Origin of the sequence: Amycolatopsis sp. cmx-4-83, from assembly GCF_046548815.1 — a bacterium.
Taxonomy (GTDB): domain Bacteria; phylum Actinomycetota; class Actinomycetes; order Mycobacteriales; family Pseudonocardiaceae; genus Amycolatopsis; species Amycolatopsis pretoriensis_A.
Map to the genome: position 1 here is coordinate 42664 of NZ_JAEBEF010000017.1, position 25960 is coordinate 68623.

Here is a 25960-nt window from a genome sequence, read left to right on the forward strand (position 1 = left end):
CCACCCGCCTACTCGCCGATGACCGGCGGACTGGTCCGCTGGTCGGTACCGAAGATCGCGTCCGGGTCCGCTTCGATCAGGAAGTCCGGCCGCTGGTGCTCATCATCTTCCTCACCCTCGCCGCGCCGGCCCCCGGGGCCCATCGGCCCCATCTGCCCGCTCCGGCCGGCCGCCGACCGCGCGGCGGCGGCCTCCGCCGCGGCGGCGTTGCCCAGGCTGCCCATGCCGGAACCGCGCCCGCTGCCGAGCCCTCGCTCCCCCGCGGCGCCGTTCCCGCCACCACTGGTCCCGCTGCCGCTCCCGCCCCCGATGGGACGTCCGTTCGAGTCGAGCAGCCGGCTGCCGGCGTTGCCACTGGCCGGCCCGCGACCGCCGGGCGTGGGGTCGTCCCCGAAGGAGGTGTTGGAGTAGTTCTGGCCACCACCCCCACCGGTGCCGGTGGGGTAGAACTCGATCCCCCCGGTCCCGGGCGGCGTACCCCCCGGCCGTTCGGTGGTCTGCCCGGGCCGCGTGGTGGTCGTGGGCGGCCGGCCGGTGCCGGTGGTGTGCGTGTCGTCGCCGGGCTTGTCGGTGATGACGCCGGGACGGTCGGTTCCCCCGGGGCGGTCCGTGCCCCCGGGGCGGTCCGTGCCCCCGGGGCGGTCGGTGCCGCCGGGCTGGTCGTGGCCCCCGGTACGGCCCGGGTCGACGCTGCTGGTCGAGGTGTGGTCGGTGGTCCCGTTGCCGGGGTCACCGCCCCCGCCTTCGGGGTACCACTTGTTCTTGTCGGTCGGCTCGTTGATGCCGCCGGGGCCCTTGGGGGTGTTCACGGCGATGGCGGCGCCGTCGGATTCGAGGACGCCGTAGTCGGTGGGCAGGATCGCCTGGGTACCGCTGGTGATGTTGCTGTACTGGTCCATGACCCGGACGTTGGTCTCGTTGGCCGCGTTGTACTTGGCCATGCCCTGCTGGTAGTTGTCGATGTCGTCGGCGGCCATGAAGGGCCCGGCGACCGGGATGGCGGCCTTGAGCCCGGTGGTCCAGGGATTCGGCTTGTCGGGCTTGGGCGGGATCTCGACCACGGAGTTGCTGGAGGTGTCGAAGACAGCGGCCTGCGTGTCGACGGAGGACTTGGTGACGTCGAGCGGCGCGGCGGTTTCGGCAAAGGCCTGTTCGAGCGGGCCGGCCCCGGCGTTGGCGGCGTCGGCGGCATCCCCGGTCCACGCCTGCTTCATGCGGTCCTGCAGGGACTTGATGCCCTGCGCCCGGTCCATGTAGGCGCTGGAGAGGTTGGCGACCTCGTCGGCGGCGTTGCGGAGGCCGCTGGTGTCGCCTTGTCTGAAGTTGTCGTAGATCTGCTTGCCGTCCACTCGTCAGGCCCCCTTGAGTGTGGTGATGATCGAGGCGGCCACTTGCGCGGCCGCGGCGCAGGAGTCATCCGCGCCCTCGTAGCCACCGGAATGCACGGCGAGCACGAGGTCGTCGGCGATCCCGACGTCGAGACTGCAGTTTCCGATCGGCCGCCGGTCGCGCTTGTCGACGTAGACCGCCGGGTAGCCCTCCACCTCGGGAGCGGGCTCCAGGAACGGGAACTGCCCGGTCTCGTGCGCCGTGTACAGCCCGGCTAGACCGCCGGCGCCGCGGTCGCGGTTGCCCGTGCCGATGATGACGACCATGCTCTGGCCCTCGCCGCGGATCTTCCAGCCACAGCTGGGCCCGGCCGCACCCAACCCGTCGTCCTGCTGCTGGGCAGTTCCGGGATCCGTGAACTTCAGCGCCGATAAGGCCGAAGCCGGGACGATCGTGCAGGGGTCCGAGGAGTACTTCGACGGGTCCAGCGGAGTGGACACCTTCGGGACGTCCGGGTTGGCCGACGCACTCTGGGACGAAGATTCGCTCGGTACTGGCGTCGCGGTACCCGGCTTCTCCGAGGTGCACCCGGCGAGTGTCAGAGCGGTCGCGGCGGCGACGGCCGCGGCGCGGATCGGAAGGCGCACCGTCACACCGTCCGGAACGGGTCGGCCATCCCCTGGTCCGTGGCCACCGTCTTAGTCTGCGCTTCCTTGAGCTTCTTCACGTATTCCTGCACGTACTTCCGCATCGAGTCGTTCTGTGCCTGGAGCGCCGTGAGGGAATCCATGCTCGTGGACACATAGCCGCTGCTGACCACGTCCTTGCCCGGGGCCTCCATCGCGCCGATGATGATGTCGATCCGGCGCGCGTCGTCGACGATCTTGTCCAGCTCGTCTTCCCACAGACCGATCACCGAGGCGAGCTCCTCGGGGTCCATCTTGAACTGACCGCCCCCGCCGCCTCCGCCGCCGTAGACCCGTCCTCGCTCGCCCAGGATGTCGCCACCCCAGACCGCCTGGACCGCCTGTCCGGCTTCGCCGATGATCACGACCCGCACCTTCCCCTCAGTTCACCCACGGTGATGTGGCAAAGACTAGCCAACCGTCTCACTCCGTGTCAGCGAATCGCCGCAACGTTCAGACGATGAGGGTGGGGATCCGGTTCCCTGGGCACTCCGGGTCACAGTACGTACGTACGGATTGCGAAACTCCGGTCCGCGGTGTCAGGATTTCAGGATGCCACGCGTAAGCCAGGATCACCTCGACGCACGCCGGCGCCAGATCCTCGACGGCTCGCGCGTGTGCTTCGCGCGCTACGGCTACGAAGGTGCCACAGTCCGGCGCTTGGAGGAAGCCACCGGGCTGTCGCGCGGGGCCATCTTCCACCACTTCCGGGACAAGGAGTCGCTCTTCCTCGCCCTCGCGGAGGATGACGCCATCCGGATGGCCGACGTCGTCGCCGAGCAGGGGCTCGTGCAGGTGATGCGCGATCTGCTCGCCGGCGGAGACCACCCCGCCGACTGGCTCGGGACGCGGCTCGAGGTGAGCCGGCGGCTGCGCACCGATCCGGAGTTCCGCGGCCGGTGGGCCGAGCGGTCCGAGCAGCTCACCACCGCCACCCGGCTGCGGCTGCTGCGCCAGCGCGACGCCGGGAAGCTGCGCGACGACGTCGACGTCGACGTCCTCACCGCGTTCCTCGAGCTCGTCCTCGAGGGGCTCGTCTCCCACCTGGCGATGGGCCTGCCCGCCGCCGGCCTGGGACCGGTGCTCGACCTCGTCGAGGAGACCGTGCGGCGGCATCGCCAGACGACGGTTTGAGCTGTCCGACACACCGATATCGCCAGCGGTGACCGCGAAGGACACGTTAGGATTGTCCGCATATCCGCAGTACACGCCGATTCAGTGCTAGGAGTGACCGTTTCGTGCGCGCAGCGCAGTCACCCGGTGACAGTACCGGGCCGGGTGACCGACCCGGCTGTCCGATAGGTTCTTCCCCCGCCACCAGGGCGGATGCGGAATGATCCAGACCCTTTTCGCCGTCCTCGGCGTCCTCCTCTTCGTGCTGCTCACGGTCGGCACCGGGCTCGCCGTCGCGGCCGAGTTCTCGCTGACCGCGCTGGAACGCAGCACCGTCGACGCCAACGTCCGCCAAGTGGGCGATCGCCGGGCCCTCACCGTCCAGAAGGCGCACCGGACGCTCTCGTTCCAGCTCTCCGGCGCCCAGGTCGCGATCACGCTCACCACGCTGATCACCGGTTACCTGGCCGAGCCGCTGATCGGCGAGCTCGTCCGGCCGCTGCTCACCGGCGTCGGGCTCCCCGAAGCGTTCGCCGGGGGCGCGTCGATCGTGCTCGCCCTCGTCATCGCGACGTCGCTGTCGATGATCCTCGGCGAAATGGTGCCGAAGAACCTCGCGATCGCGCGGCCGCTGCCGACCGCGCGCGCCGTCGCCGGCTACCACTCGCGGTTCTCGGCGCTGTTCCGCTGGCTCATCACGCTGATGAACAACAGCGCGAACTTCCTGGTGCGCAAGTTCGGCGTCGAACCGCAGGAAGAGCTGCGGTCCGCGCGCTCGCCGCAGGAGCTGGGCTCGATCGTCCGCTCCAGCGCCGAGAGCGGCACGCTCGACACGACCACCGCGGAGCTGCTGGACCGCTCGCTGCGGTTCGGCGAACGCACCGCGGAGGAGCTGATGACGCCCCGCGTGCAGCTCGAATCGCTCGGCGTCGACGACACCGTCGAGGACCTCATCGAGCTCTCGCGCCGCACCGGGTTCTCGCGGTTCCCGGTGCACGCCGAGGACCTCGACGACGTCCGCGGCGCCGTGCACGTCAAGCAGGCGTTCGCCGTCTCGGCCGCGGACCGGGCCGCCGTGCCGATCGGCTCGGTGATGCGGCCGGTGCCGACCGTGCCCGAGTCGCTGCCGGGCGACGACCTGCTCAACCGCCTGCGCGACTCCCGCTTCCAGCTGGCGATCGTCGTCGACGAGTACGGCGGCACGGCCGGGCTGGTCACCCTGGAGGACGTCGTCGAGGAGATCATCGGCGACGTCCGCGACGAGCACGACGACCGGGAGGCGCCCGCCTCGCAGCAGGTCGGCAGCGACAGCTGGCTGGTGTCGGGCCAGCTGCGCCCGGACGAGGTCACCGACGTCACCGGGTTCCGGATGCCCGACGGCGACTACGAAACCATCGCCGGGCTGATCCTCGAACGGCTGGGCAAGATCCCCGCCGAGGGTGACGCCGCGGACGTCGACGGCTGGCGGCTCACCGTCACCACCATGGACAAGCGGCGCATCGCCGAGGTCGAAGTGGCACCGGTCCGCGTCCCCGAAGAAACCCCGGTGGCCGAGGTGGTCTCGTGAGCGACTGGCTGAACATCGCCCTCGTCGCGGTCCTGCTGCTGGCCAACGCCTTCTTCGTCGGCGCGGAGTTCACGTTGATCTCCTCGCGGCGCGACCGGCTGGAAGCACTGCTGGAGCAGGGAAAGACGCGCGCGAAGATCGTCATCAACGCGAGCAAGCACGTCTCGCTGATGCTCGCCGGCGCGCAGCTGGGCATCACCATCTGCTCGCTGCTGCTCGGCCGCCTCGGCGAGCCGGCGATCGCGCACCGGCTGTCGGCGTTCTTCGACCTGCTGGGCCTGCCCGAGGCGCTGCTGCACGCCGTCTCGTTCGCCATCGCGCTGGCGTTCATCACCGTGCTGCACGTGCTGATCGGCGAGATGGTGCCGAAGAACCTCGCCATCGCCGAGCCCGAGCGGCTCGCGCTGTGGCTGGTGCCGGTGCACGTGGGGTGGGTCAAGCTGGCCAACCCGTTCATCTGGCTGCTGAACTTCGTCGCGAACTCGCTGCTGCGCGCGGTGAAGGTCGAGCCGAAGGACGAGCTGGAGACGGCCTATACGTCCGACGAGCTGGCCGAGCTGCTCAGCGAGTCGCGCCGGGAGGGTCTGCTGGACCAGTCCGAGCACCAGCGGCTCGCGCAGACGCTGTCTTCGACGCAGAAGACGGTCGCCGACGTGCTGGTGCCCACCGCCGAGCTGACGACGCTGCCGTGCGCGCCGACGCTCGGCGACGTCGAGCGGGCGGTGTCGTCCACCGGGTTCTCGCGGTTCCCGGTCTGCACCGACGACGGTCGCCTGACCGGCTACATCCACGTCAAGGACGTCCTCGACCTGGCCGGGCAGGACCCGGCGACGCTCGTACCGTCCGGCAAGACGCGCCAGCTCACCGAGCTGCGCGCCGACTCCCGCCTCGACGTCGCCCTCTCGGCGATGCGCAAGGAAGGCAGCCACCTGGCGCGGGCCCTCGACACGAGCGGCAGCGCCGTCGGCGTCGTCGCGCTCGAGGACCTCGTGGAGGAGTACGTGGGCACGGTCCGCGACGGCACGCACGTGGGCGCATGACCGACGTCGAAGTGCTCGCCGAACCGGACTGGCTGGCCCGGGAGGCGGCGCACGTCGAGCGGATGCGGCGGTGGACCGGACCGCACCAGGAGCGCCGTTCGCGCGGCGAGAAGCACCCGGTGCTGGACTTCCTGTTCACCTACTACTCGTACCGGCCGTCGCACCTCGAACGGTGGCAGCCCGGGCCCGGCGTAGCGCTCGCCGGGCCCGCGGCGGCGCGTTTCCTGGACCGCAAAGGCTACGTCCTCACCGGCGACGGCGTCGTGCTGGACCCCGCGGGCTTCACGCCGGGGAAGGCGCGGACGGCGGAGTTCGTCCTCGCCCTGCTGACCGCGACGGCGTCCCGCGCGCCGCGGCTGAGCTGCTTCGGGCTGCACGAGTGGGCGATGGTCTACCGCGAGCCGGCGGACTCGGTGCGGCACAACCAGGTCCCGCTGCGGCTGGGTTCGGGCGGCACCGACGCCGTCGTGGAATCGCTCGACATCCGCTGCGGGCACTTCGACGCGTTCCGCTTCTTCACCGACCCGGCGCGGCCGCGCAACGAGCTGACGCCGTCGAGGGAGACGCAGGTCTCGTCGGAGCAGCCCGGGTGCCTGCACGCGAACATGGATCTGTTCAAGTGGGCGTACAAGCTGGACCCGTTCGTGCCGGCGGAGCTGGTGGCGGACTGCTTCGAGCTGGCGGTGGAGATCCGCGAGCTCGACATGCGGGCCAGCCCGTACGACCTGGCCGCGCTCGGCTACCGGCCGGTGCGCATCGAAACGGCTGAGGGAAGGGCCGAATACGCCCGCGCCCAGGCTTCGTTCGCCCGCCGGGCGGCACCGGTGCGTCATCGCCTGATTGCGCATTGCCATCGCCTGGTCAGGTGACCACCCGCAGCACGTGCAACTGTGAGTCAGATTATTCTCTCTCCGATACTCACCTGTTAGGGTGATAACGGTTTGGTTGCATCGCAGCGCGTGCTTGTCATGCGCTCACCCTCGAAAGGATGACGATGGGGCGACACTACCGGGACGAGGAGCCGGTGCCGCACCCTCAGGACCGCACTTCGCGCCCGGGGACTCCCCGCGGTGAGAGCTCCGGTTCACACCCGGTCGAGGGCCGCAGCGAGACTTCGGGCGCTGTCCGGAAGCCCAAGCGCAGCTCCATCTCGGAGGCGTTCGGGATCGCGGGCCGCCCCACCGGCTCCCGCGCTCCCGGCCGCGGCGAGGCCTCTGGCGCGTACCCGGTCGCGGGGCGTGGTGAGGCGAGCGGCGCTCACCCGGCCGTGGGCCGTGGTGAGGCGTCGGGTTCGTACCCGGCCGCCGGACGCAACGACCCTACCGCCTACCCCGCAGCCCACCCGGCCGCCGCGCGCGGCGAAGCCAGCGGCGCTCACCCGGCCGTGGGCCGTGGCGAGGCGTCGGGTTCGTACCCGGCCGCCGGACGCAACGACCCCACCGCCGCCCGCCCGGCCGCCGGGCGCGGCGAAGCCAGTGGCGCTTACCCCGCCGTGGGCCGCGGTGAGGCCTCCGGTTCGTACCCGGCCGCCGGTCGCAACGACCCCTCCGGTGCTTACCCCGCCGCCGGCCGCAACGATCCCGCCGTGGGCCGTGGCGAGGCTTCCGGCGCCTACCCCGCTTCCGCACGCAACGACGTCACCGACGTGTATCCGGCCACCGGGCGTGGCGAGCGATCCGGCGCGTACCCCGTCGTCGGTCGCGAAGAACCGTCCGTTGCCCGTCGTGGCGAAGCGTCCGGCGACTACCCGATCACCGCACGCCGTGAACCTGCCTCCCGCCGGGGCGAAGCGTCCGGTGCCTATCCGGCGGTCGGCCACGTCGACGCCGAAGCGAGCGGCGTAACCCAGGCCGCCGGTCCCCGCACCACCACCCGGCGGGGCGCGTCCCGCGCCGCCCGGAAGGCCGAAAGCGCGGCCGAACGGACCGAGGTCATCACCCGGCCCGACGAAGGCGACTACCCCGCCGCCACGCGCACCGAGCCGGCCGACTCCGCCCGCACCCTCACCCGCGGGGGGTCCACCCGCGCCAAGCGGCGCGCCGAAAGCACCGAGACCAGCGAGAACACCGCCCCACCCAAGCGCAGTGAAGCCACCGGCTCGCACCGGACGCTCGGGAAGGGCGAGGCCACCGGCTCGCACCGGATCGTCGGCAAGAAGGCGCCGCGGCGCCGGATCGCCACCTGGCCGATCGCCTGTCTCGTGCTCGCCGCGCTGATCGGGCTCGGCATCGTCGGGTGGAACTGGGCCGACAGCGAGCTCAACAACCGCGCCGAGGCGCAGGCCGCCAGCTGCTCCGGTGGTACGTCGCACATGCGGATCGTCGTCACGCCGAGCGTGCAGAAGCCGCTCACCGCCGCGGCGGATCGGTGGAACCAGGCGGCCACCGTCGTGCACGGGCAGTGCGTGCACGTGATGATCGAGGCCAAGCCGTCGTCGCAGGTGCTCGACGCGCTGGTCGGCCGGGCCAACCTGGACTCCATCGGCGGGCTGCCCGCCGCCTGGCTGCCCGAGTCGTCGTACTGGGTCAGCGAGCTGACCACCAAGAAGCCGGAGATGATCGGCTCCGCCGCGCAGTCGGTGGCCAACGCCCGCTCGGCGGACTACCCGTTCGTCGGCCTCTCCGGCCAGGGCATCGACGACACCGTGCTGCGCGCCGCCCAGACCTTCCGCGAGTACCTCGAGCAGCCCGCCCAGCAGGCCGACTTCGCCGCCGCCGGGATCAAGTCCACCTAGACGCGCGTGCCGTTGTCGAGCTCTTCCACCACGGTGAGGTCGTCGTCGGCCAGCTCGAAGTCGAAGATCCCGAACTGCTCGCGGGTCCGGGTGGTGGTCGCCGACGCCGCCACCGCGACCGTGCCGGCCTGCAGGTGCCACCGGAGCACGATCTGGGCCGGCGTCTTGCCGTACTTCGCCGCGAGTGCGGTGACCGTCTCGTCGGCCAGCAGCCCGGCGTTCGCGGCCGGGCTGGCCGCGGCCGTCACGATGCCCCGCTCGGCGTGGAACTCCCGCAGCGGCAGCTGCTGCAGCCACGGGTGCAGCTCGACCTGGTTGACGGCGGGGACCGCCCCCGTCGCGTCGATCAGCCGGCGCAGCTCGGCGACGCCGAACCCGGCCACGCCGACCGCACGGACGCGGCCGTCGGCGCGCAGCCGGCTCAGCGCGCGCCAGGTGTCGGGGAAGGCGCCCTTCGTGCCGTCCAGCAGGCACAGGTCCACCTGTTCGAGCTGCAACGCGGCCAGCGCCTCGTCGGCGGCGCGGCGGGCGCTGTCGTAGCCCTGCGCGGGCACCTTGACGCTGACGAACAGTTCTTCGCGGGGCACGTCCGCCGTGGCGAGGGCGGTGCCGACCGCCGTCTCGGTACCGGGCGTGGTGTCGATACCGCGGTAACCGGTGTCGAGGGCGATGCGGACGGCCCGGCCGGTTTCGGCCGCGGACAGGCCCGCGACACCGAACAGCAGCTGGGGGATGCGGATTCCGTCGGACAGGGCGAGCGAAGGCGGGACGGCCATCAACCGGTGATCCTCACTTCGGATGCTGCGCGGGTGCTCCCCATCATCCCACCGACGCGGCCCGCTCGCGCAGATGCGCCGCCGTCGCCGGGTCGGCCGGGTAGAACGACTCGATCACCAGTTCCGCGACGGTGATGTCCAGCGGGGTGCCGAACGTGGCCACCGTACTGAAGAACGTGAGGTCGGTGCCCTCGTGGCGGAACTTCAGCGGCACGAAGATGTCACCCGGTCCAGGGACCTCCACCTCGGGCACCGGCTGGTCGCACGGGTAGCCGCGCAGCTCGTCCAGGAGTTCGGCGAGCCCGGCGTCCGCGGTCTGGCCGACCTGGCGCCGCAGCCGGCCGAGCAGGTGGGCACGCCACTCCCCCAGGTTCAGGATGTGCGGTGCCATGCCGTCGGGGTGCAGCGTCGCGCGCAGCACGTTGGTGGTCAGCTCGGGCGGGATCCCGGCGACGAAGAGCGCGATGCTGGCGTTGGCGTCGACGAGGTCCCAGTTCCGGTCGACGACGGCGGCCGGGTACGGCTCGTGCCCGGCGAGCAGCTGCCGGACGGCCCGGCGGACGGCGTCCATCCCGGGGTCCCCCAGGGCGTTTTCGGTGTAGGCGGGCGCGTACCCGGCGGCGAGCAGCAGCCGGTTGCGTTCGCGCAGCGGGACTTCGAGGTGCTCGCCGAGGCGCAGCACCATGTCCCGGCTCGGCTTGGACCGGCCGGTTTCCACGAAGCTGAGGTGGCGGGTGGAGACGTCCGCCGAGATCGCGAGGTCGAGCTGGCTGATCCGCCGCCGGTCCCGCCATTCCCGCAGCAGCTCGCCCACCGGCCGCTGCCGCGCGGCCGCCTGCACCGTAGTCGTCACGCGAGCGACGCTACGGCGATCACGGGGTGGCTGCCATTACTTCGGGGGTAATGGCAGCCGGGACGACGAGTGGCAACAGCCGCTGAGCCGGTCCATCAGGCCGCAGACCTCCTCTTCGGCCGGGTCCTCGGTTCCCGCCGGGGCCTCGGCATCGATCACTTGGCGCGCGGCGTAGCACGCGCGCATGAGGTCGGCGGGTGTCACGCCCCGGCCGAACCCGGCGGATCTTCTTCCACGCGGCGAGTCTCGCGAAACGTGCGACGGAAGGCCACCGCATTACCTGCCGCGTAATCGACGGGCCGCCGCCGCGGCGTCAGAGTGGGTCCAGCGCAGGACGACGGAAGCCGTTGTCCCCCAACGAAAGGAACCACCATGAGTGACGTCCGTGGCCTCGTCGAGCAGTACATCGCCGTCTGGAACGAGACCGATGGCGACAAGCGGCGGGCCCTCATCGCCGACGTCTTCACCGCCGACGCCGGCTACACCGATCCGCTCGGGGCGGTCGCCGGGCACGACGGGATCGACCAGTTCGTCGCCGGGGCGCAGGCGCAGTTCGGCGGGCTCGCCTTCAGCCTGCCGGCCGAGCCCGACGCGCACCACGACCTCGCGCGGTTCCAGTGGTACCTCGGGACGCCCGGGGCGGCGGAGCCGGTCGCCATCGGGTTCGACGTCGTCGAACTCCGGGAGGGGAAGATCGCCAAGGTGCACGGCTTCCTCGACAAGATGCCGGGCTGAACCGACGCACGGCGTGCGGGCTCCCGGGCAGGGGAGCCCGCACGCCGCTAGCTCTTGAGCGCGCCGCGCCACCGCACGGTCGGGCGCAGCTTCTCCGGGTTCACCCGGTGCTTGTTGGCGCCGACGATGTCGAACATCGACTCGATCAGCGTGTCCGACAGCAGGTGCGGCTCCAACCCCAGCCCGACCAGCCCGGTGTGCTTCACGTTGTAGTAGTGCTCCGGCGCCTCGGTGCGCGGGTTCTCCAGCTGCTCGATCTGCACCGGGCCGGGGAACCGGTCGGCGACGAGCTCGGCGATCGCGGCCACGGAAAGGCTTTCCGTCATCTGGTTGAAGACGCGGAACTCCCCCGCGTCGGCCGGGTTCTCGACGGCGAGCCGGATGCACTCGACGGTGTCGCGGATGTCGATCAGGCCGCGGGTCTGCGTGCCCTTGCCGTACACGGTCAGCGGCTGGCCGAGCACGGCCTGGATGACGAACCGGTTCAGCACCGTGCCGAACACCGCGTCGTAGTCGAACCGGGTGGCCAGCCGGGAGTCCAGCGCGGTCTGCGGCGTCTGCTGCCCGTACACGACGCCCTGGTTGAGGTCCGTGGCCCGCAGCCCCCAGGCGCGGCACGTGAATTCGATGTTGTGCGAATCGTGGACCTTGGTCAGGTGGTAGAACGAGCCCGGCCGTTTCGGGAACAGCACGCGGTCTTTGCGCCCGTTGTGCTCGAGGTCCAGCCAGCCTTCTTCGATGTCGATGTTCGGCGTGCCGTATTCGCCCATCGTGCCCAGTTTGACCAGGTGGATCGCCGGATCGATCTCCGCGATCGCGTAGAGCAGGTTCAGGTTGCCGATCACGTTGTTGTGCTGCGTGTACGCCGCGTGTTCGCGGTCGATCATGGAATACGGCGCCGACCGCTGCTCGGCGTAGTGCACGACCGCGTCGGGCGCGAACTCGCGCACCGCCCCGAACAGGAACTCCGCGTCCAGCAGGTCACCTTCGTAGCTGGCGATCTCGCGTCCGGAGACTTCGTGCCAGGCCGCGATCCGGTCCTTCAGCGATTCGATCGGAACCAGGCTTTCGACGCCGAGTTCTTCGTCGTAACCGCGGCGGGCGAAATTGTCGAGAACGGCCACCTCGTGGCCTTTGTCCGATAAGTGCAACGCGGTCGGCCAGCCCAGATATCCGTCACCGCCGAGAACCAGCACCCGCATTGTGCCGCCTTTCCTGCTCGTTTACGCCCCCCGACGCTATCGACCACCTGCTGATGAAGACCTGGCAATCGGCTGTGAATCTCCTATGCGTAGGGGGGGTCGGACGGCGCGGCGGCCGGCCCGCGGGGAGGATGGGGACATGACGACCGTAACCAACGGCGTGCGGCCCCGCACAACGGAGAAGACGCGCCGCCGCGGCTGGGCCCGGCTGGCCCGGGCGGCCACGACGTCGGTCGCCGCCACCGTGCTCAGCCAGGTCGTCCTGCTCGCCGTCCTCGCCACCGGCGGGGCCGCCGCGCTCGCCGGCACGCTGGCTTGGGCCGCCGGGGCGGTGCTGAACTTCCTGGTCACCCGCCGCTGGGTGTGGGGCCGCACCGGCCGGCCGCGCGTCCGGCGCGAGCTGCTGCCGTACCTGGCCGTGATCGGTCTCGGCGGGCTCGTTTCGATCGGGCTGACGACGCTGGCCGGTTCGCTGCTCGCGCGGGCGGACCTGCCGCACTTCTGGTGGGTCGTGCTCGTCGACGGCGCGTACGTCGGCAGTTACGCGCTGGTGTTCGTCCTCAAGTTCACGCTGCTCGACCGGGTCGTGTTCGGCCGCGGCGCAGCACGTACCCCCGCCACCACGTCCCGGTCATGACGCGGGCGTAGTTCGCGCCGTAGACGAGGCTGCCGCCCTTCTTGCTCTTGCCCGCCTTGCGCAGCCGCATGCTCATCGGCAGCTCCAGCACGCGGGCGCCGCGCGCGGTCACGCCGAGCATCAGCTCCGACGACTGGTACTGCGGCTCGTTGAGCGGCACCGCGCAGGCCAGCTCCGCCCGCATCGCGCGGAAGCCGAACGACGTGTCGGTGATCCGCCGCGCGGTCAGCACCGACGCCAGCACGGCGAACACCCGCACGCCGAGCCACCGGACGCGGCTGTCGGCCTCCTCGTGCCCGAGCCGCCGCGACCCGGTGACGAAGTCCGCGTTGCCTTCGACGACCGGGCTGACCAGCGCTTCCAGCTCGCTGTTGTCGTACTGCCCGTCGGCGTCGGTCGTGACGACGTACCCGGCGCCACGCTCCGCCGCGAGGTGGTAACCCAGGCGCAGCGCCGCTCCCTGGCCGCGGTTGCGCGGCGCCACGCAGACGTACGCGCCGTGCGCTTCGGCGATCGCGGCCGTGTCGTCGGTCCCGCCGTCGACGACGACGAGGACGTCCACCGGCATCCCGAGGCACCGGTCCGGCATCTTCTCCAGGACCTCGCCGATCCCGCCGGCCTCGTTGTAGGCGGCGATGACGACGGTCAGCGGCGCGAACCCGGCGTCCGGGTGGCGGCGCCGGAAGTCGCCGAGGGCACCGGAATCGATGTCGTCGGGGAACGCGGCGAGCCGCTTCCGGCTGGCCGAGGTCAGCGTCGTGAAGCCGAGCGCCCCGGCCACCGGGAACAGCACCAGCGCCGGGATCTGGTAGCGCCACGAGAACTGGAACACCGCCGACGCGAAGAGCAGGACCAGCCCGCTCGACGCCGCCAGCAGCGCGCCCGCCCGTGCTCGGTCCAGGGGCTTCTTGCGCCGGAAGATCGTCAGCAGGCCGAGCAGCGCGCCGAGGCCGAGCACGCCGCCCGAGACGTACCCGCCGCCCAGCTGGTAGTCGCGCAGGACCTTCGCCAGCGGCTGGTCGGCACTCGCCACGACGCCGTCGTTCTGCTGCGTGACCAGGTCGATGAGCGACTGGTCGGCCCACTGCGGGTAGGACAGCTGGAACTGCCACCGGTCGAGGGGCACGTCGGTCGGGTCCTGCTCGCGGCTCCAAGCGAAGCTCTTGGCGAAGTCGTCCAAGATCGCCGCGGCGACGTCGCCGGGCTGTTCCTTCAGGACGTCGATCGCGAATTCGCGGGCCAGCGCGGCCTTGTCCGCGCCGGGCGGGAGGGGGCCGGGCCAGTTCGGGTCGAGATCGGCGTGCGTGTAGTTGTCGACGAGCCGGGTCTCGCGCGGCTCGGCCGGGCAGAAAACCTTCAGTTCCGCCGAAAGCTCGAGGTTCGCGCAGTCGGCGACCGCGGCGGTGCGGCCGTAGAGCATGTTGCCCGACGGCCCGGTCAGCCCCCACTTGCCGGTCTCCGCGTGCACGCGCGCCGAGTACGGCACGAGCACGACGAGCAGGCCCAGCACCGCGACGCCAGCCCGGCGCCAGCCCGCCCGGTGCCGCCACGCTCCGCCGGTGACGACCAGGAAGACCAGCAGCGGCAGGGCCAGCGAGATGCCGATCAGCCGGGTCAGCACGCCGAACCCGAGCAGCAGGCCCGCGGCGCCGGCGCGCTTCCAGCCCGGCGCGCCCCGGCCGAGCAGGAGCCACAGGAGCCCGAGGAGCACCGCCTCGAACGTCACCTCGGACATGATGTTCTGCTCGATCTGCAGCTGGTACGCGTCGAGCAGCACCGGCGCCGCGGCGAGCGCGGCGACCCACGGGCGGCCACCGAGCCGCAGCACCAGCGCGTAGACGCCGATCGCGATGAGGATCCCGCCGGCGTGCTGGACCGCCGCGACCCACGCCAGGCCGCCGACGGCCAGCAACGGGCGCAGCACCAGGTCGTAGCCGATCGGGTCGAGCTGGTCGGCGCGCAGCGCGTGCAGGTTGTCGAGGTAGCGGAACGAATCGATGTACAGCAGCGCGGGCCGGTAGGCCAGCCAGGTCAGCACCCGCAGGACGATCGCCGGGACGAGGAGCAGGAGAAGCAGCCCGTGGCGGCGCGGGAACGCCGTCACGGTGTCGCGTTCGGACGGTCGAGGCCCGAGAAGTACTTCCACGCCGTGGCGAGGCCGTCGACCAGCGGGACTTCGGGGCGGTACCCGATGGTCTCCGCGCTGGCCGAGACGTCGACGACGACCGCGGGCATCTCCCCCGCCGGCGCCTCGACGTGCTCGACGGGCAGCTCGGCACCGGTCACCTCGCGCACGGCCTCGACCATCTCGAGCACCGACACCGAGCGCCCCGCGCCGACGATCGCGCGGCCGGTGTGGCCGCTGTCGAAGGCCGAGAGGATCGCGCGGACGACGTCGTCGACGTGGACGAGGTCGCGGCGCTGGCGGCCGTCGCCGTAGACCTTCACACTGCCGCCGGTGAGCGCGGCCCGCATCATGCGCGGCACGAAACTGTCCTTGTGGGACATTCCCGGGCCGTAGACGTTGGTGAACCGCAAGGCACACGTCGTCATGCCGTACGCGCCGGCGTAGCCCGAGAGCAGCATTTCGCACGCCGCTTTCGTGGCGCCGTAGGGCGTCAGCGGCCGCAGCGGCAGGTCCGGGGTGATGGTCGCGGTGCCGACGTTGCCGATCACCGCGTTGGTCGAGGCGAGCAGGAACTTCGGCACCTCGCGGCGGCGGGCGAGTTCGAGCAGTTCCTGGGTGACCAGGACGTTGTCGGCGAAGGTGTCTTCGGGCAGCTCGACCGACTTCAGCACCGACGTCAGCGCCGCCAGGTGCACGATCCCCGCGGTCCCGGCGGTCACGGCCTCCTCGCGGACGGCGGCCTCGCGCAGGTCGCCGGTCACCACGCGGACCCCGTCGAGGTCCTCGGGGAACGGCACCCGGTCCACGACGGTGACCGGGACGCCCCGGTCGAGGAGGGCGCGCACGACGGCCCGGCCGATGAAGCCGCTGCCGCCGGTCACGACCACGGACGTCCGATCGGGACCGTGCGCACTCGCCATGGCGGTCAACCTACCTCCCGTTCCTGTGCGCACGCCGTGGACCCGCGTACGCAGAAGTGCGTATGGCCGCGCGCCCGGCCGGCTTGGTGTCCTTGAGCGGTCACACAGCAATGGGGAGGAAGACCAGCCATGAAAAGACTCTTCACCGTTCCGGCACTGCTCCTGGCCTCGCTCGCGGGAGCCCTCACCGTGTCGGCCGCGCCCGCCCAGGCGGCGACGACCGACGTCGGCGTCATCCCGTCGAGCCGGTCGTGCCCGGCCGGGACCGAAGCGATCGTCATCCGGATGGACGACGAGGACTCGGGCAACGCCAACTCGCGCGGCGGCTTCATCGGGGCGGTCGGCAGCACGAGCAACACGGAGCTGTTCTTCTGCCGGGTCGACGGCGCCGCGTTCCGGGGCGTCACGCAGTCCGGCTCGTTCCGGCCCTACTCGGTGCTCAAGCTGGGCGCGAACTGCCCGAACGGCTCCCAGGAGTTCTCGCGCCGGTTCGACAACGAGGACGACAGCAACAACAACTCGTTCTCGGGCAACATCTTCCCGAACGTGAGCGACAGCAACACGCTGCTGCGGTTCTGCCTGTTCGCCCCGGGGGTGGCCACGACGACGGCGTTCCCGAACGTCGGCTTCGGCTACCTCGTGTTCTCCGGGGTCGATTCGTCGGGCTTCTTCCACACCGACGACGAGGACGACAGCAACAACAACTCCTACAGCGCGCCGGCCGGGATCAGCAGCATCGCGCAGTCGATGGTCAGCGCCGGTTCGAACACCACGCTGAACGTCCGGATCGCCCGGTAACACCCGGTTCGTATCTCCCTCGGCGCTTCCGGGTCTTTCTTGACCGGACGAGCCGAGGGGGATTCCGGGTGAGCAGTGAAGTGACGGCGCGGTGCCTGCACCGCGCCCTCGAAGTGGTGCGCGAGCTGAAGGCGGCGGGGCCGGCCGAGGGCCTGGCGAGACTGGGCCGTCTGGTCGGCTGCGACGTCGTCTCGTGCACGAGCACCGAGCACACGACCCGCCGCCTGACCGGCACGGTGACCGACCGGCCGGAACACAACCTGATGCGCCACGCGGAGTTCCGGGCGCTGGCGCACCAGCACCCGGGGTTCGCGGCCCACCGCTCGGGAGCGCTGCGGCTGGGTACGGCGGCCGCGCTGACCGAGCTGGCCGACCTCCGGACGCTGCGCGGGCTGCCGTTCTACACCGACTTCTACCGCCCGCGCGGCACGGTCGACCAGCTGCTGTGCGTGGTCCAGGTCGACGACCGGCACGGGCGCGTCCTCACGCTCAGCCGGTCGCGGCCCGGGTTCTCCGCCCGCGACCACGACCTGGTCGAGCTGCTCACGCCGCACCTGGCCCAGGCGTTCGCCCGCCACGAGCGGCCGGCGGTCCGGCCGGTCGCCGGGACGGCCCCGGAGCTGACGGCCCGCGAGCACGAGGTGGCCGCGCTGGTCGCGCGGGCGGCGTCCGACCGCGAGATCGCCCGGCGGCTCGGCATCAGCCCGCGGACGGTCCAGAAGCACCTGCAGCAGATCTACCGCAAGCTCGGCCTCACCAGCCGCGCCGAGCTGCTGCTCCACCTGTCCGGCGCCGGGGTCGTGAGTGCGTAACAGTGTCAGAACACTGTTACGCACTCACGACCACTCAGGCGAAGGCTTCCGGGGGCGGGCAGGAGCAGACCAGGTTGCGGTCGCCGGCGGCGCCGTCGATGCGGCGGACCGGGGGCCAGATCTTCGCCGCTGTCCGGCCCGCCGGGAACGCCGCCGTCTCGCGGCTGTAGCGGCGGTTCCAGTCGCCGGCCAGGCAGCCCGCCGTGTGCGGGGCCAGCCGCAGCGGGGACTCCGCCAGCGGCCACTCCCCCGACGCCACGCGGTCGATCTCCGCGCGGATCGCGATCATCGCCGCGCAGAAGCGGTCCAGCTCGGCCAGGTCCTCGCTTTCGGTCGGCTCGACCATCAGCGTGCCCGCGACCGGGAACGACATCGTCGGCGCGTGCAGTCCGTAGTCCGCCAGCCGCTTCGCGACGTCGTCCACGGTCACGCCCGTGGCCTTCGTCAGCGGCCGCAGGTCCAGGATGCATTCGTGGGCCACGAAACCCGAGCGGCCCGCGTACAGCACCGGGTAGTGCTCGCCGAGCCGGCGGGCGATGTAGTTGGCGTTGGCGACCGCCACGAGCGTCGCCCGGCGCAGGCCCTCGGCACCCATCATCCGGACGTAGGCCCACGAAATCGGCAGGATCGACGCGCTCCCCCACGGCGCCGCGCTGACCGGGCCGACGCCGGACCCGGGCCCGGCCGCCGGCTGCAGCGGGTGGTTCGGCAGGAACGGCGCCAGGTGCGCGCGCACGCCGATCGGGCCGACGCCGGGACCACCGCCGCCGTGCGGGATGCAGAAGGTCTTGTGCAGGTTCAGGTGCGAAACGTCGGCGCCGAACCGGCCGTACTGGGCGACGCCGATCAGCGCGTTCAGGTTGGCGCCGTCGACGTACACCTGCCCGCCCGCGTCGTGCACCGCCGCGCACACCTCGCCGACGGTGTCCTCGTACACCCCGTGCGTCGACGGGTAGGTCAGCATGATGGCCGCCAGGTCGCCCCGGTGCTCGTCCACAGTGGACTTCAGGTGCGCGAGGTCGATGTTTCCGTCGTCGTCGCAGCGGACGACGACCACCCGCATGCCCGCCATCACCGCACTCGCCGCGTTCGTGCCGTGCGCGCTGGCCGGGATCAGGCAGACGTCTCGCGCGTCCTCGCCGCGCGAGCGGTGGTAGGCGCGGATCGCCAGCAGGCCGGCGAACTCGCCCTGGCTCCCGGCGTTCGGCTGCAGCGAAACCGCGTCGTAGCCGGTGATCCGCGCGAGCCAGCCACTCAGGTCGGCGACGACCTCGAGGAGGCCGGCGGCGTCCTCGGCGGGCGCGAACGGGTGCAGCCCGGCGAACTCCGGCCAGGTGACCGGTTCCATCTCCGCGGTGGCGTTGAGCTTCATCGTGCACGAGCCGAGCGGGATCATGCCGCGGTCGAGCGCGTAGTCCTGATCGGACAGCCGGCGCAGGTACCGCAGCATCGCCGTTTCCGACCGGTGCTCGTGGAACACCGGGTGGGTGAGGAACGCGCTCGTGCGCCGCAGCGGGGCCGGGAGCGCGTCGGCCGTGTCCGCGTCCAGGCCGTCCACATCGGACACCGAGACGCCGAACGCCTTCCACACGAACGAAAGCCGCTCCCGGGTGGTCGTTTCGTCGCAGGCGACGCCGACGTGGTCGCCGTCGATCCGGCGCAGGGTGACGCCGAGGTCGCGGGCCGCCGCGACGACCGCGTCCGCCCGGCCGGGCACCGCCACCGTCACGGTGTCGAAGAACTCGCCGTGCACGACCTCGACGCCGCCTTCGGCCAGGCCGGCGGCGAGCACGGTGGCCATCCGGTGGGCCCGCAACGCGATCGCGCGCAGGCCGTCGGGCCCGTGGTACACGGCGTACATCGACGCCATCACCGCCAGCAGGACCTGCGCGGTGCAGATGTTCGAGGTCGCCTTCTCGCGGCGGATGTGCTGTTCACGTGTCTGCAGCGCGAGCCGGTACGCGGGTGCGCCGCCGGCGTCTTTCGAGACCCCGACCAGACGCCCGGGCAGCTGCCGCTCCAGGCCCTTCCGCACCGCGAGGTAGGCGGCGTGCGGGCCGCCGAAGCCGAGCGGGACGCCGAAGCGCTGCGTCGACCCGACGGCGACGTCGGCGCCGAGCTCGCCGGGCGGCCGCAGCAGCGTCAAGGCGAGGGGGTCGGCCGCGACGACCACCGCGGCGCCGTGCTTCTTGGCTTCCGCGATGGTCAGGTCGAGCTCGTGCACGGCCCCCGACGCACCGGGGTAGGCCAGCAGCACGCCGAAGAAGTCGCCGCCGAGCCCCAGCCCGGTGAGTCCCTGCGACAGGTCTTCCACGACCAGCTCGATCCCCAGCGGCTCGGCTCGCGTCCGCAGCACGGCGAGGGTCTGCGGCAGGGTGTCCTGGTCGACGACGAACCGGTTCGACTTCGCCCGGCCGGCCCGGCGCACGAGCGTCATCGCTTCGGCGGCCGCGGTGGCTTCGTCGAGCAGGGAGGCGTTCGCGACCGGGAGCGCGGTCAGGTCCGCGATCATGGTCTGGAAGTTGAGCAGCGCTTCGAGCCGCCCTTGGGAAATCTCCGGCTGGTAGGGCGTGTAGGCGGTGTACCAGGCCGGGTTCTCGAGGACGTTCCGCCGGATCACGGGCGGGGTCACGGTGTCGTGGTAGCCGAGCCCGATCATCGCGGCGGTCGGCCGGTTGCGGGCGGCCAGCTCGCGCAGTTCGGCCAGCGCCTGGGCTTCGGAGGCCGCCGGCGGCAGTTCGAGGGGCTCGGCGGACGCGCGCAGCGACTCGGGAACGGCGTGTTCGGCGAGTTCGCCGAGGGAAGCGACGCCGATGACGTCGAGGATCGTGCGCAGCTGGTCCGGACCAGGCCCGAGGTGCCGCTCGGCGAACGGGACCCCCTGCTCCAGGGAGGCGAGTGACGGATTCACGAAGGCCTCCTGGGGACGGCGGGGCGGGGCCGGGACGACGGTGTCCTGGCCCTCCCCACTCTGTCCGTACCCCGAGGGGCGCCTGAGAGTTTCGCCCGCGTGGTTGAACCGGGCTTGCACCGTCGGCGGGGCCATCAGGTGGTGTCCTGACGACCCGCTTTCCAGAGGCGTCTCGTCCGCGCGGTCCAGGGTGCCTGAGAGGTTCCGGGGAGGACTTGCTCCTTCGGCGCCGAGCTCAATATGAGGCTCGGACTCTCCCGCGCGGATTCGTCGACCGCAGGGAGAACCTTACTCCGTCCGCCGCAGCGGTGATCAACCGGTCTTGCGTGCGTTGCGGCGCTGGGTGAGCTCGTCCGGCTCGTGCGTCTCGACGACGCCGCCGTCCGCGCGCTCGGCCGGGAATTCGTGGATCGTCCCGCTGATTTCCTGCATCGCGCCGCTGACCGCGATGCCGAAGACGCCCTGGCCGCCTTGGAGCAGATCGACGATCTCCTCCGGCGAGGTGCATTCGTAGACCGTGGTGCCGTCGGAGAACAGGGTCACCTTGGCCAGGTCGCGGACCCCGCGCAGGCGCAGGTGGTCGACGGCGACCCGGATGTTCTGGAGCGAGACCCCGGTGTCCAGCAGCCGCTTGACGACCTTGAGGACCAGGATGTCCTTGAACGAGTACAGCCGCTGCGAGCCGGAGCCGTGCGCCGTGCGGATGCTGGGTGCGACCAGCTTCGTCCGGGCCCAGTAGTCGAGCTGGCGGTAGGTGATCCCGGCGATCTGGCACGCGGCCGGGCCGCGGTAACCCACCAGCTCGTCCGGCAGCGAGTCGTCGGGGAACAGCTCACCCTGCTCGCCACCCGCGACCCCAACAGGCTGCTTCTCGGAACCAGCCTCGACCACGCAAGCCTCCCCTCGCCCGACCGGACGGCCGGCGAATGACAGCCGGGGAGTCCCAGGAGCGGGACCCACCGGAGATCAACCGCCACGATCCGGCCCCAGACCGTGAATCACATCGTGGCGATTTACCTCTCTCGACGGTAAGCGTCAGGAGAACACCGGTCAACGCGACGCGCGGCAAGCCTCAACGGTCGGATGAGCCTTTGAGCCGTTCGCCGTACCCCGTACGCGGCGGTTCAAACTCCTTGACGTGTTTTACTCAGCCGAGTAACTTTTTACTCATGCAAGTAAGCACCGACATCATGGCCGAGATGGGGCTCAGCCCCACCGAGGCCGCGCGCCGCGCGCAGATCATCGGCGCGACCATCGGCGTCCTCGCCGACCTCGGGTACCGCCGGACCACGTTCGCCAAGATCAAGGAGCGGGCCGGGCTCAGCAGCACCCGGCTGATCTCCTACCACTTCACGAACAAGGCCGGCCTGATGCAGGCCGTGCTCAGCACGGTCGTCGAGACCAGGAACGGCTACCTGAAGGAGCGCACCGGCGGCGGGCTCGACCCCGCCGACCGGCCCGGCTACCTGCGGGCGCACATCGAGACGTCGATCGCGTTCCTGCGCACGTACCCGGAATGCGTCCGGGTGCTGACCGAGCTGGCCGCCAACACCGACGACGTCGACGGCTGGGTGATGACGAAGGTGCTGGTCGACGACCTGCGCGTGCACGGCCTGGCCCGCCAGCTCAAGCAGGGCCAGGCCGAAGGCGCGTTCGGCGAGTTCACGCCCGAGGTGATGGCGATGTCGATCGCGCAGGCCATCGACGGCGTCGCCGCGGCCTACGCCGCCGACCCGGCACTGGACCTGGAGAAGTACGGCCGCGAGGTGGCCGACACCTTCGTCAAAGCGACGGCGCCTTGAGCACGCGGTCGAGCCGCTCCTCGATGCGGGCCTTCGGGAACGCGCCGACGATCGTCTCGACCGGCTCGCCGTTCCGGAACAGCATCATGGTCGGCAGCGACATGACCTGGTAGGAGCGGGTCGTCTCGGGGTTCTCGTCCGCGTTGATCTTGCGGACGACGAGTCCGCCGGCCCGCTCGGTGGCCAGCTGCGCCAGCACCGGGCCGACCATCCGGCACGGGCCGCACCAGGTGGCCCAGAACTCGACGAGCACGGGAACGTCGCTGCCGAGGACCTCGGCGAAGGTCGCATCGGTGACAGCACTGACGGTGGCGTCTTCGGACACGGCGGTCTCCTTCACGGGCGCGGGGATTCGGGCACGACACACGGGTCGGGCGCTTGCCGGGCGAGCGCGCCGGCGAGCTTCGCGGCCAGTTCGCCGCGGATGCCGCCGAGGCGGGCCAGGAGCGCGTCGGCTTCTTCGAGCTTGCGGCGGTAGACCTCGATCGAATTCGCGCAGGAGTCACCGGTTTCGTGGCCGCTGCGCAGGCACTCGACGAACGGCCGGGTCTCCTCCAGGGTCAGCCCGACCGTCTGCAGGGTCTGGATCTCCTTGACCAGCTGGAGGTCGTCCTCGTCGTATTCGCGGTAGCCGTTCGCCGAACGACGGGCCGCGAGGAGGCCCTGGTGCTCGTAAAAACGCAGCGCACGGGTGGTGACACCCGTGCGCTGCGCAAGCTCTCCGATCCGCATACCCCGACGCTAGACGTTGACGTCCGCGTCAAGGCAAGTACTCAGGTGTCCGCTCCGCGGAAGTCTTCCGGCGACACGGAGTCGAGGAACTCGCGGAACTTCTCGACCTCGTCCTCCTGCTCGTCCGGGATGATCAGGCCGGCCTCTTCCAGCACCGAGTCCACGGCGTGGATGGGGACCCCGATCCGCAGGGCCAGCGCGACCGAGTCGCTCGGCCGGGCGGACACCCGGATGTCGCCGTCGAAGACCAGTTCCGCGAAGAACGTGCCTTCCTTGAGGTCGGTGATGACGACCTGCTCGAGTTCCCGGCCGAGCGCCCCGATGACCTCTTTCAGCAGGTCATGCGTGAGCGGGCGGGCCGGGCGGACTCCCTGCTGCTCCAAGGCGATGGCGGTGGCTTCGACCGAGCCGATCCAGATCGGCAGGTACCGTTCGCCCTCGGTTTCCCGCAGCAACAAGATCGGCTGATTCGCGGGCAGCTCGACCCGCACCCCGACGACGCGCATCTCGCTCATCGGATTTCGCCTCCCTCTCGTGCACGGGCTTCAGCGGTGGAACGGCTTCGCGCCGCCACTGTCGACGCTACCCGTCATCCGCGCGCTGTGCTCGCTGTCCGGACTCTCTCGGTTCGCCTGCCGCAAACCCGTGCCTTCACGGTACGGCATGCGGTGCCGAACATTCAGTCATTGACATGGGACCGCAAAGAGGATCTCACTCCCCCGTTGCGGTCTCGATGGTGATCAACACCCGGCGACGCCACGGATTCCGGCCTTGACGAGGAGCGTGTGCAGCGTCACGGACAGTGCCGCCAGCTCGCGCACCACTTCGTCGGCCCTCGATTTGGCCTCCGGGTCACGATGCCGGTACACCGGGGTCACGATCTGCTCCAGCAACCCGACCTCGCGGTCGGCCGCGGCGCGAAAGGCACGCAGGTGTCTCGGCTCGATACCGAATTCGGTCATCGCCCGCACCGTCCGCGCCACCAGCACCGCGTCCGGGTCGAAGAACCCGGCGGGGCCCGGCCGGACCAGGCCGTACTGCTGCAGCTCGGCCAGCGCGGCGGCGTCGATGCCCGCCTGCTCCAGGAGTTCCTCCTGGGTCAGGCGCAGCTCCCTGCCCGCGGTGAAGTCGTCCGCCACGGGCAGGCCGACGTTCTCGGCCGGTGCGTCGATCGGCACCAGCCGGCGCGGCGGGCGGGGCAGGTCCGCGACGGGTCCGGCACCCGAGTCCGCCGCGTCCAGCTGTTCCTTGATGACCTTCAACGGGAGGTAGTGGTCCCGCTGGGCGGCCAGGACGAACCTAAGACGCTCCACGTCCGCCGCGGCGAACTGCCGGTAGCCCGAAGGCGTCCGGCCCGGGGTGACCAGGCCTTCCGCTTCGAGGAACCGGATCTTGGAGATGGTGACATCGGGGAAGTCGCCGCGCAGCTGCGCGAGAACGGCCCCGATGCTCAACCCGTCGCGTTGTGGCCGTCCGGCCGCCGTCACTGCGCCCCCTGGCCCCCGTGCCCCGGGCCGGTCAGGAAGACCAGGCGGAACTTCCCGATCTGCACTTCGTCGCCCCCGGCGAGGACGGCCTGGTCGACCGGCTCGCGGTTGACGTAGGTGCCGTTGAGGCTGCCGACGTCGATGACGACGAACTCGCCGCCCTCACGCCGGAATTCGGCGTGCCGGCGGGAGACCGTGACGTCGTCCAGGAAGATGTCGCTGTCCGGGTGCCGCCCGGCGCTGGTGGTGTCGCGGTCGAGCAGGAACCGCGAGCCCGCGTTGGGCCCGCGCTTCACGACCAGCAGCGCCGAACCCGCCGGGAGGGCGTCGACACCCTGGACGGGCGCCTCCGCGGCGGGGGCGGGCTCGTGACCTTCGACTTCGGCCAGGAAGTCGGCCCGGAAGACAGAGGTCCGCTCCGGAGACTGCTCCGGGGGAACGCCGCCGGGCCCGTCGTTCGTGCTCACCTGAGCTCTCCTCCACACATGCTGTGTTGCCTAGTACTCAAGAACGTGTAGCTGCCAACGTACCGTGCCTGATCGATTCTCCGAGCCCCGGCTCCCCGAACCGGCGCAGTGCTGGTCCGACCGGGTGGGAGCGGGCTTCAGCCCTTGGTCAGGGCGTCGTAGGCCTCGGCTTCGAGCAGCGCTTCCAGACCCGCCGGGTCGTCGAGCCGGATCTCGATCAGCCAGCCTTCGCCGTAGGGGTCGCTGTTGATCAGCTCGGGCGAGTCGGCGACCGAGTCGTTCACCGCGACGATCTCGCCGTCGACCGGCGCGAACAGCTCGGAGACGCTCTTGGTCGACTCGACCTCGCCGAAGACGTCGCCCGTGCTGAGCTGGCGGCCGACCTCGGGCAGGTCGACGAACACGACGTCACCGAGCTGGTCCTGCGCGTACTCGGTGATGCCCACGCGGACGAGCGTCTCCTCGCGGGTGGCGACCCACTCGTGTTCCTCGGTGTAGCGAAGCTCTTCAGGAGCGGACACCGCCGGTCCCCTTTCATGCCCTCACTGGCGAAACGTGCTGGGCGAAGTCTTACACCCACACGGCGCAACCGCCGGGCCCGGGCCCGGCTCAGGCTTCCCGCGCCCCGCGGAGGGCGTTGCGCGCCTGGAGGACGTAGAGCACGCCGGACCAGACGTAGAGGACGCCGCCCCAGATCGTGAAGGCGTACCCGATCGGCCGAGCGATCGCGGCGACGTCCGAGCCGCCCTGCGCGAGCAGCAGGAACGGGAAGGCGTACATCAGCACGAAGGTGGCGCCCTTGCCGATGTAGGTGACCTCCGGCGGCGCGAACCCGCGGCGGCGCAGCGTCAGGACGCACACGCCGAGGACGGCTTCGCGCAGCAGCAGCGGCACGACCACCCACCAGGGGATGATCTCGCGGGCGAGGAACGCGATGAGGGTGGCGAGGATGTACAGCCGGTCGGCGGCGGGGTCGAGCAGCTGCCCGAGCCGCGACATCTGGTTGAGCCAGCGGGCGAGCTTCCCGTCCAGCCAGTCGGTGAGCGCGCTGAAGACGAGGAGGGCGAGCGCCCAGCCGTCCTCTTCGGGGCCGAGCAGCAGCCAGAGGAACACCGGCACGCCGGCCAGCCGCAGCAGGGACAGGATGTTGGGAACGTTCATCGCCTGCCGCAGCAGGGACGGCTCGGGGGCGCCCGCCGGAGCGGCGGGTTCGGGCGCGGCTGTGCTCACC

Annotated in this window: 27 protein-coding genes and 1 riboswitch; of the genes, 10 read left to right on the plus strand and 17 right to left on the minus strand. The window is 71.2% G+C overall.

Annotated features, from left to right (window positions below; genetic code table 11):
* Nucleotides 1-8 precede the first annotated feature (8 nt).
* From ACLJQM_RS41045 to ACLJQM_RS41055, 3 genes are read right to left on the minus strand one after another with little or no spacing between them, the layout of a single operon-like run.
* Entirely contained in the window at nucleotides 9-1349 is a 1341-nt protein-coding gene (locus ACLJQM_RS41045) for a WXG100 family type VII secretion target (protein ID WP_410635731.1), read from the minus strand.
* A 3-nt stretch (nucleotides 1350-1352) separates the two neighbouring features.
* Nucleotides 1353-1976, minus strand: coding sequence for a DUF3558 domain-containing protein (locus ACLJQM_RS41050; protein ID WP_410635732.1), 624 nt, complete (start codon nucleotides 1974-1976; stop codon nucleotides 1353-1355).
* A gap of 2 nt (nucleotides 1977-1978) precedes the next feature.
* Nucleotides 1979-2380 (minus strand): hypothetical protein, encoded by a 402-nt coding sequence (locus ACLJQM_RS41055; protein ID WP_410635734.1) that lies wholly within the window; start codon nucleotides 2378-2380, stop codon nucleotides 1979-1981.
* 187 nt (nucleotides 2381-2567) lie between these two features.
* Here ACLJQM_RS41055 and ACLJQM_RS41060 point away from each other — a divergent pair, with 187 nt between their 5' ends.
* The 5 genes from ACLJQM_RS41060 (at nucleotide 2568) to ACLJQM_RS41080 (ending at nucleotide 8469) form a co-directional block, all read left to right on the plus strand.
* Nucleotides 2568-3149 carry a TetR/AcrR family transcriptional regulator gene (locus tag ACLJQM_RS41060; RefSeq protein WP_247023191.1) on the plus strand — a complete coding sequence of 194 codons (582 nt, stop codon included), beginning with the start codon at nucleotides 2568-2570 and terminating at the stop codon, nucleotides 3147-3149.
* Between the two features lie 199 nt (nucleotides 3150-3348).
* Nucleotides 3349-4695 (plus strand): hemolysin family protein, encoded by a 1347-nt coding sequence (locus ACLJQM_RS41065; protein WP_410635735.1) that lies wholly within the window; start codon nucleotides 3349-3351, stop codon nucleotides 4693-4695.
* A complete protein-coding gene (locus ACLJQM_RS41070) occupies nucleotides 4692-5735 on the plus strand; it encodes a hemolysin family protein (protein WP_360771041.1) in 1044 nt (347 codons plus the stop codon). Before ACLJQM_RS41065 ends, ACLJQM_RS41070 begins: the two co-directional genes overlap by 4 nt.
* Entirely contained in the window at nucleotides 5732-6604 is an 873-nt protein-coding gene (locus ACLJQM_RS41075) for a 3-methyladenine DNA glycosylase (RefSeq protein WP_410635736.1), read from the plus strand. Before ACLJQM_RS41070 ends, ACLJQM_RS41075 begins: the two co-directional genes overlap by 4 nt.
* Nucleotides 6605-7320: 716 nt before the next feature.
* A complete protein-coding gene (locus ACLJQM_RS41080) occupies nucleotides 7321-8469 on the plus strand; it encodes a hypothetical protein (RefSeq protein ID WP_410635737.1) in 1149 nt (382 codons plus the stop codon).
* Here ACLJQM_RS41080 and ACLJQM_RS41085 read toward each other — a convergent pair.
* Complete coding sequence (locus ACLJQM_RS41085; RefSeq protein WP_410635739.1) at nucleotides 8466-9245, minus strand: aldo/keto reductase; 780 nt, start codon at nucleotides 9243-9245, stop codon at nucleotides 8466-8468. The genes ACLJQM_RS41080 and ACLJQM_RS41085 overlap by 4 nt on opposite strands.
* Nucleotides 9246-9288: 43 nt before the next feature.
* Nucleotides 9289-10098 carry a helix-turn-helix domain-containing protein gene (locus ACLJQM_RS41090; RefSeq protein ID WP_410635740.1) on the minus strand — a complete coding sequence of 270 codons (810 nt, stop codon included), beginning with the start codon at nucleotides 10096-10098 and terminating at the stop codon, nucleotides 9289-9291.
* Nucleotides 10099-10470: 372 nt separating this feature from the next.
* Here ACLJQM_RS41090 and ACLJQM_RS41095 point away from each other — a divergent pair, with 372 nt between their 5' ends.
* Nucleotides 10471-10833, plus strand: coding sequence for a nuclear transport factor 2 family protein (locus ACLJQM_RS41095; protein WP_410635742.1), 363 nt, complete (start codon nucleotides 10471-10473; stop codon nucleotides 10831-10833).
* A gap of 47 nt (nucleotides 10834-10880) precedes the next feature.
* On the opposite strand, the gene ACLJQM_RS41100 is transcribed toward ACLJQM_RS41095, so the two are convergent.
* Complete coding sequence (locus ACLJQM_RS41100; protein ID WP_410635743.1) at nucleotides 10881-12035, minus strand: NAD-dependent epimerase/dehydratase family protein; 1155 nt, start codon at nucleotides 12033-12035, stop codon at nucleotides 10881-10883.
* Between the two features lie 139 nt (nucleotides 12036-12174).
* Between ACLJQM_RS41100 and ACLJQM_RS41105 the strand changes: the two genes are divergently transcribed.
* Nucleotides 12175-12672 carry a GtrA family protein gene (locus ACLJQM_RS41105; RefSeq protein WP_410635745.1) on the plus strand — a complete coding sequence of 166 codons (498 nt, stop codon included), beginning with the start codon at nucleotides 12175-12177 and terminating at the stop codon, nucleotides 12670-12672.
* Here ACLJQM_RS41105 and ACLJQM_RS41110 read toward each other — a convergent pair.
* Together ACLJQM_RS41110 and ACLJQM_RS41115 are read right to left on the minus strand one after the other, a co-directional pair.
* A complete protein-coding gene (locus ACLJQM_RS41110; protein WP_410635747.1) occupies nucleotides 12602-14776 on the minus strand; it encodes a glycosyltransferase family 2 protein in 2175 nt (724 codons plus the stop codon). The genes ACLJQM_RS41105 and ACLJQM_RS41110 overlap by 71 nt on opposite strands.
* The gene (locus ACLJQM_RS41115) at nucleotides 14773-15720 is read right to left on the minus strand and encodes an NAD-dependent epimerase/dehydratase family protein (RefSeq protein ID WP_410635749.1); all 948 of its coding nucleotides are present in this window, start codon (nucleotides 15718-15720) and stop codon (nucleotides 14773-14775) included. The genes ACLJQM_RS41110 and ACLJQM_RS41115 overlap by 4 nt, the downstream gene beginning before the upstream one ends.
* 129 nt (nucleotides 15721-15849) lie before the next feature.
* Here ACLJQM_RS41115 and ACLJQM_RS41120 point away from each other — a divergent pair, with 129 nt between their 5' ends.
* Both ACLJQM_RS41120 and ACLJQM_RS41125 read left to right on the plus strand, forming a co-directional pair.
* Nucleotides 15850-16518 (plus strand): hypothetical protein, encoded by a 669-nt coding sequence (locus ACLJQM_RS41120; protein WP_360771012.1) that lies wholly within the window; start codon nucleotides 15850-15852, stop codon nucleotides 16516-16518.
* A gap of 68 nt (nucleotides 16519-16586) precedes the next feature.
* Nucleotides 16587-17330 (plus strand): response regulator transcription factor, encoded by a 744-nt coding sequence (locus ACLJQM_RS41125; RefSeq protein WP_410635751.1) that lies wholly within the window; start codon nucleotides 16587-16589, stop codon nucleotides 17328-17330.
* Nucleotides 17331-17364: 34 nt separating this feature from the next.
* On the opposite strand, the gene gcvP is transcribed toward ACLJQM_RS41125, so the two are convergent.
* Nucleotides 17365-20241, minus strand: coding sequence for an aminomethyl-transferring glycine dehydrogenase (gene gcvP, locus ACLJQM_RS41130; protein WP_410635753.1), 2877 nt, complete (start codon nucleotides 20239-20241; stop codon nucleotides 17365-17367).
* A gap of 171 nt (nucleotides 20242-20412) precedes the next feature.
* Nucleotides 20413-20511: riboswitch (glycine riboswitch) on the minus strand.
* A 42-nt stretch (nucleotides 20512-20553) separates the two neighbouring features.
* On the minus strand, nucleotides 20554-21132 hold the full coding sequence (locus ACLJQM_RS41135; RefSeq protein WP_281506288.1) for a MerR family transcriptional regulator: 579 nt from the start codon (nucleotides 21130-21132) through the stop codon (nucleotides 20554-20556).
* 278 nt (nucleotides 21133-21410) lie between these two features.
* Between ACLJQM_RS41135 and ACLJQM_RS41140 the strand changes: the two genes are divergently transcribed.
* Nucleotides 21411-22043 (plus strand): TetR/AcrR family transcriptional regulator, encoded by a 633-nt coding sequence (locus ACLJQM_RS41140; protein ID WP_360771002.1) that lies wholly within the window; start codon nucleotides 21411-21413, stop codon nucleotides 22041-22043.
* Here the strand turns inward: ACLJQM_RS41140 and trxA are convergent.
* From trxA to ACLJQM_RS41175, 7 genes are all read right to left on the minus strand, one after another.
* Nucleotides 22024-22368: a thioredoxin gene (gene trxA, locus ACLJQM_RS41145; RefSeq protein WP_247023176.1), complete on the minus strand. Its 345-nt coding sequence runs from the start codon at nucleotides 22366-22368 to the stop codon at nucleotides 22024-22026. The two genes, ACLJQM_RS41140 and trxA, sit on opposite strands and share 20 nt — an antisense overlap.
* Nucleotides 22369-22379: 11 nt before the next feature.
* Nucleotides 22380-22775 (minus strand): MerR family transcriptional regulator, encoded by a 396-nt coding sequence (locus ACLJQM_RS41150; protein WP_410635756.1) that lies wholly within the window; start codon nucleotides 22773-22775, stop codon nucleotides 22380-22382.
* A gap of 41 nt (nucleotides 22776-22816) precedes the next feature.
* Nucleotides 22817-23290, minus strand: a complete 474-nt coding sequence (locus ACLJQM_RS41155; protein ID WP_004559569.1) for a bifunctional nuclease family protein — start codon at nucleotides 23288-23290, stop codon at nucleotides 22817-22819.
* Nucleotides 23291-23515: 225 nt separating this feature from the next.
* Nucleotides 23516-24262, minus strand: coding sequence for a MerR family transcriptional regulator (locus ACLJQM_RS41160; protein ID WP_247023174.1), 747 nt, complete (start codon nucleotides 24260-24262; stop codon nucleotides 23516-23518).
* Nucleotides 24259-24729, minus strand: a complete 471-nt coding sequence (gene garA, locus ACLJQM_RS41165; protein WP_086864865.1) for a glycogen accumulation regulator GarA — start codon at nucleotides 24727-24729, stop codon at nucleotides 24259-24261. The genes ACLJQM_RS41160 and garA overlap by 4 nt, the downstream gene beginning before the upstream one ends.
* 137 nt (nucleotides 24730-24866) lie before the next feature.
* Nucleotides 24867-25250: a glycine cleavage system protein GcvH gene (gene gcvH, locus ACLJQM_RS41170; protein WP_247023173.1), complete on the minus strand. Its 384-nt coding sequence runs from the start codon at nucleotides 25248-25250 to the stop codon at nucleotides 24867-24869.
* Between the two features lie 88 nt (nucleotides 25251-25338).
* Nucleotides 25339-25959 carry a CDP-alcohol phosphatidyltransferase family protein gene (locus tag ACLJQM_RS41175; protein ID WP_247023172.1) on the minus strand — a complete coding sequence of 207 codons (621 nt, stop codon included), beginning with the start codon at nucleotides 25957-25959 and terminating at the stop codon, nucleotides 25339-25341.
* Between the last annotated feature and the right edge of the window lies 1 nt (nucleotide 25960).

Bases quoted from the DNA above. Each gene is read 5' to 3' on its own strand.
- ACLJQM_RS41060 (WP_247023191.1), top strand. From the start codon at position 2,568: ATGCCACGCGTAAGCCAGGATCACCTCGACGCACGCCGGCGCCAGATC.
- ACLJQM_RS41065 (WP_410635735.1), top strand. From the start codon at position 3,349: ATGATCCAGACCCTTTTCGCCGTCCTCGGCGTCCTCCTCTTCGTGCTG.
- ACLJQM_RS41075 (WP_410635736.1), top strand. From the start codon at position 5,732: ATGACCGACGTCGAAGTGCTCGCCGAACCGGACTGGCTGGCCCGGGAG.
- ACLJQM_RS41085 (WP_410635739.1), bottom strand. From the start codon at position 9,245: ATGGCCGTCCCGCCTTCGCTCGCCCTGTCCGACGGAATCCGCATCCCC.
- ACLJQM_RS41095 (WP_410635742.1), top strand. From the start codon at position 10,471: ATGAGTGACGTCCGTGGCCTCGTCGAGCAGTACATCGCCGTCTGGAAC.
- ACLJQM_RS41100 (WP_410635743.1), bottom strand. From the start codon at position 12,035: ATGCGGGTGCTGGTTCTCGGCGGTGACGGATATCTGGGCTGGCCGACC.
- ACLJQM_RS41105 (WP_410635745.1), top strand. From the start codon at position 12,175: ATGACGACCGTAACCAACGGCGTGCGGCCCCGCACAACGGAGAAGACG.
- ACLJQM_RS41115 (WP_410635749.1), bottom strand. From the start codon at position 15,720: ATGGCGAGTGCGCACGGTCCCGATCGGACGTCCGTGGTCGTGACCGGC.
- ACLJQM_RS41120 (WP_360771012.1), top strand. From the start codon at position 15,850: ATGAAAAGACTCTTCACCGTTCCGGCACTGCTCCTGGCCTCGCTCGCG.
- ACLJQM_RS41140 (WP_360771002.1), top strand. From the start codon at position 21,411: ATGCAAGTAAGCACCGACATCATGGCCGAGATGGGGCTCAGCCCCACC.
- ACLJQM_RS41150 (WP_410635756.1), bottom strand. From the start codon at position 22,775: ATGCGGATCGGAGAGCTTGCGCAGCGCACGGGTGTCACCACCCGTGCG.
- ACLJQM_RS41155 (WP_004559569.1), bottom strand. From the start codon at position 23,290: ATGAGCGAGATGCGCGTCGTCGGGGTGCGGGTCGAGCTGCCCGCGAAT.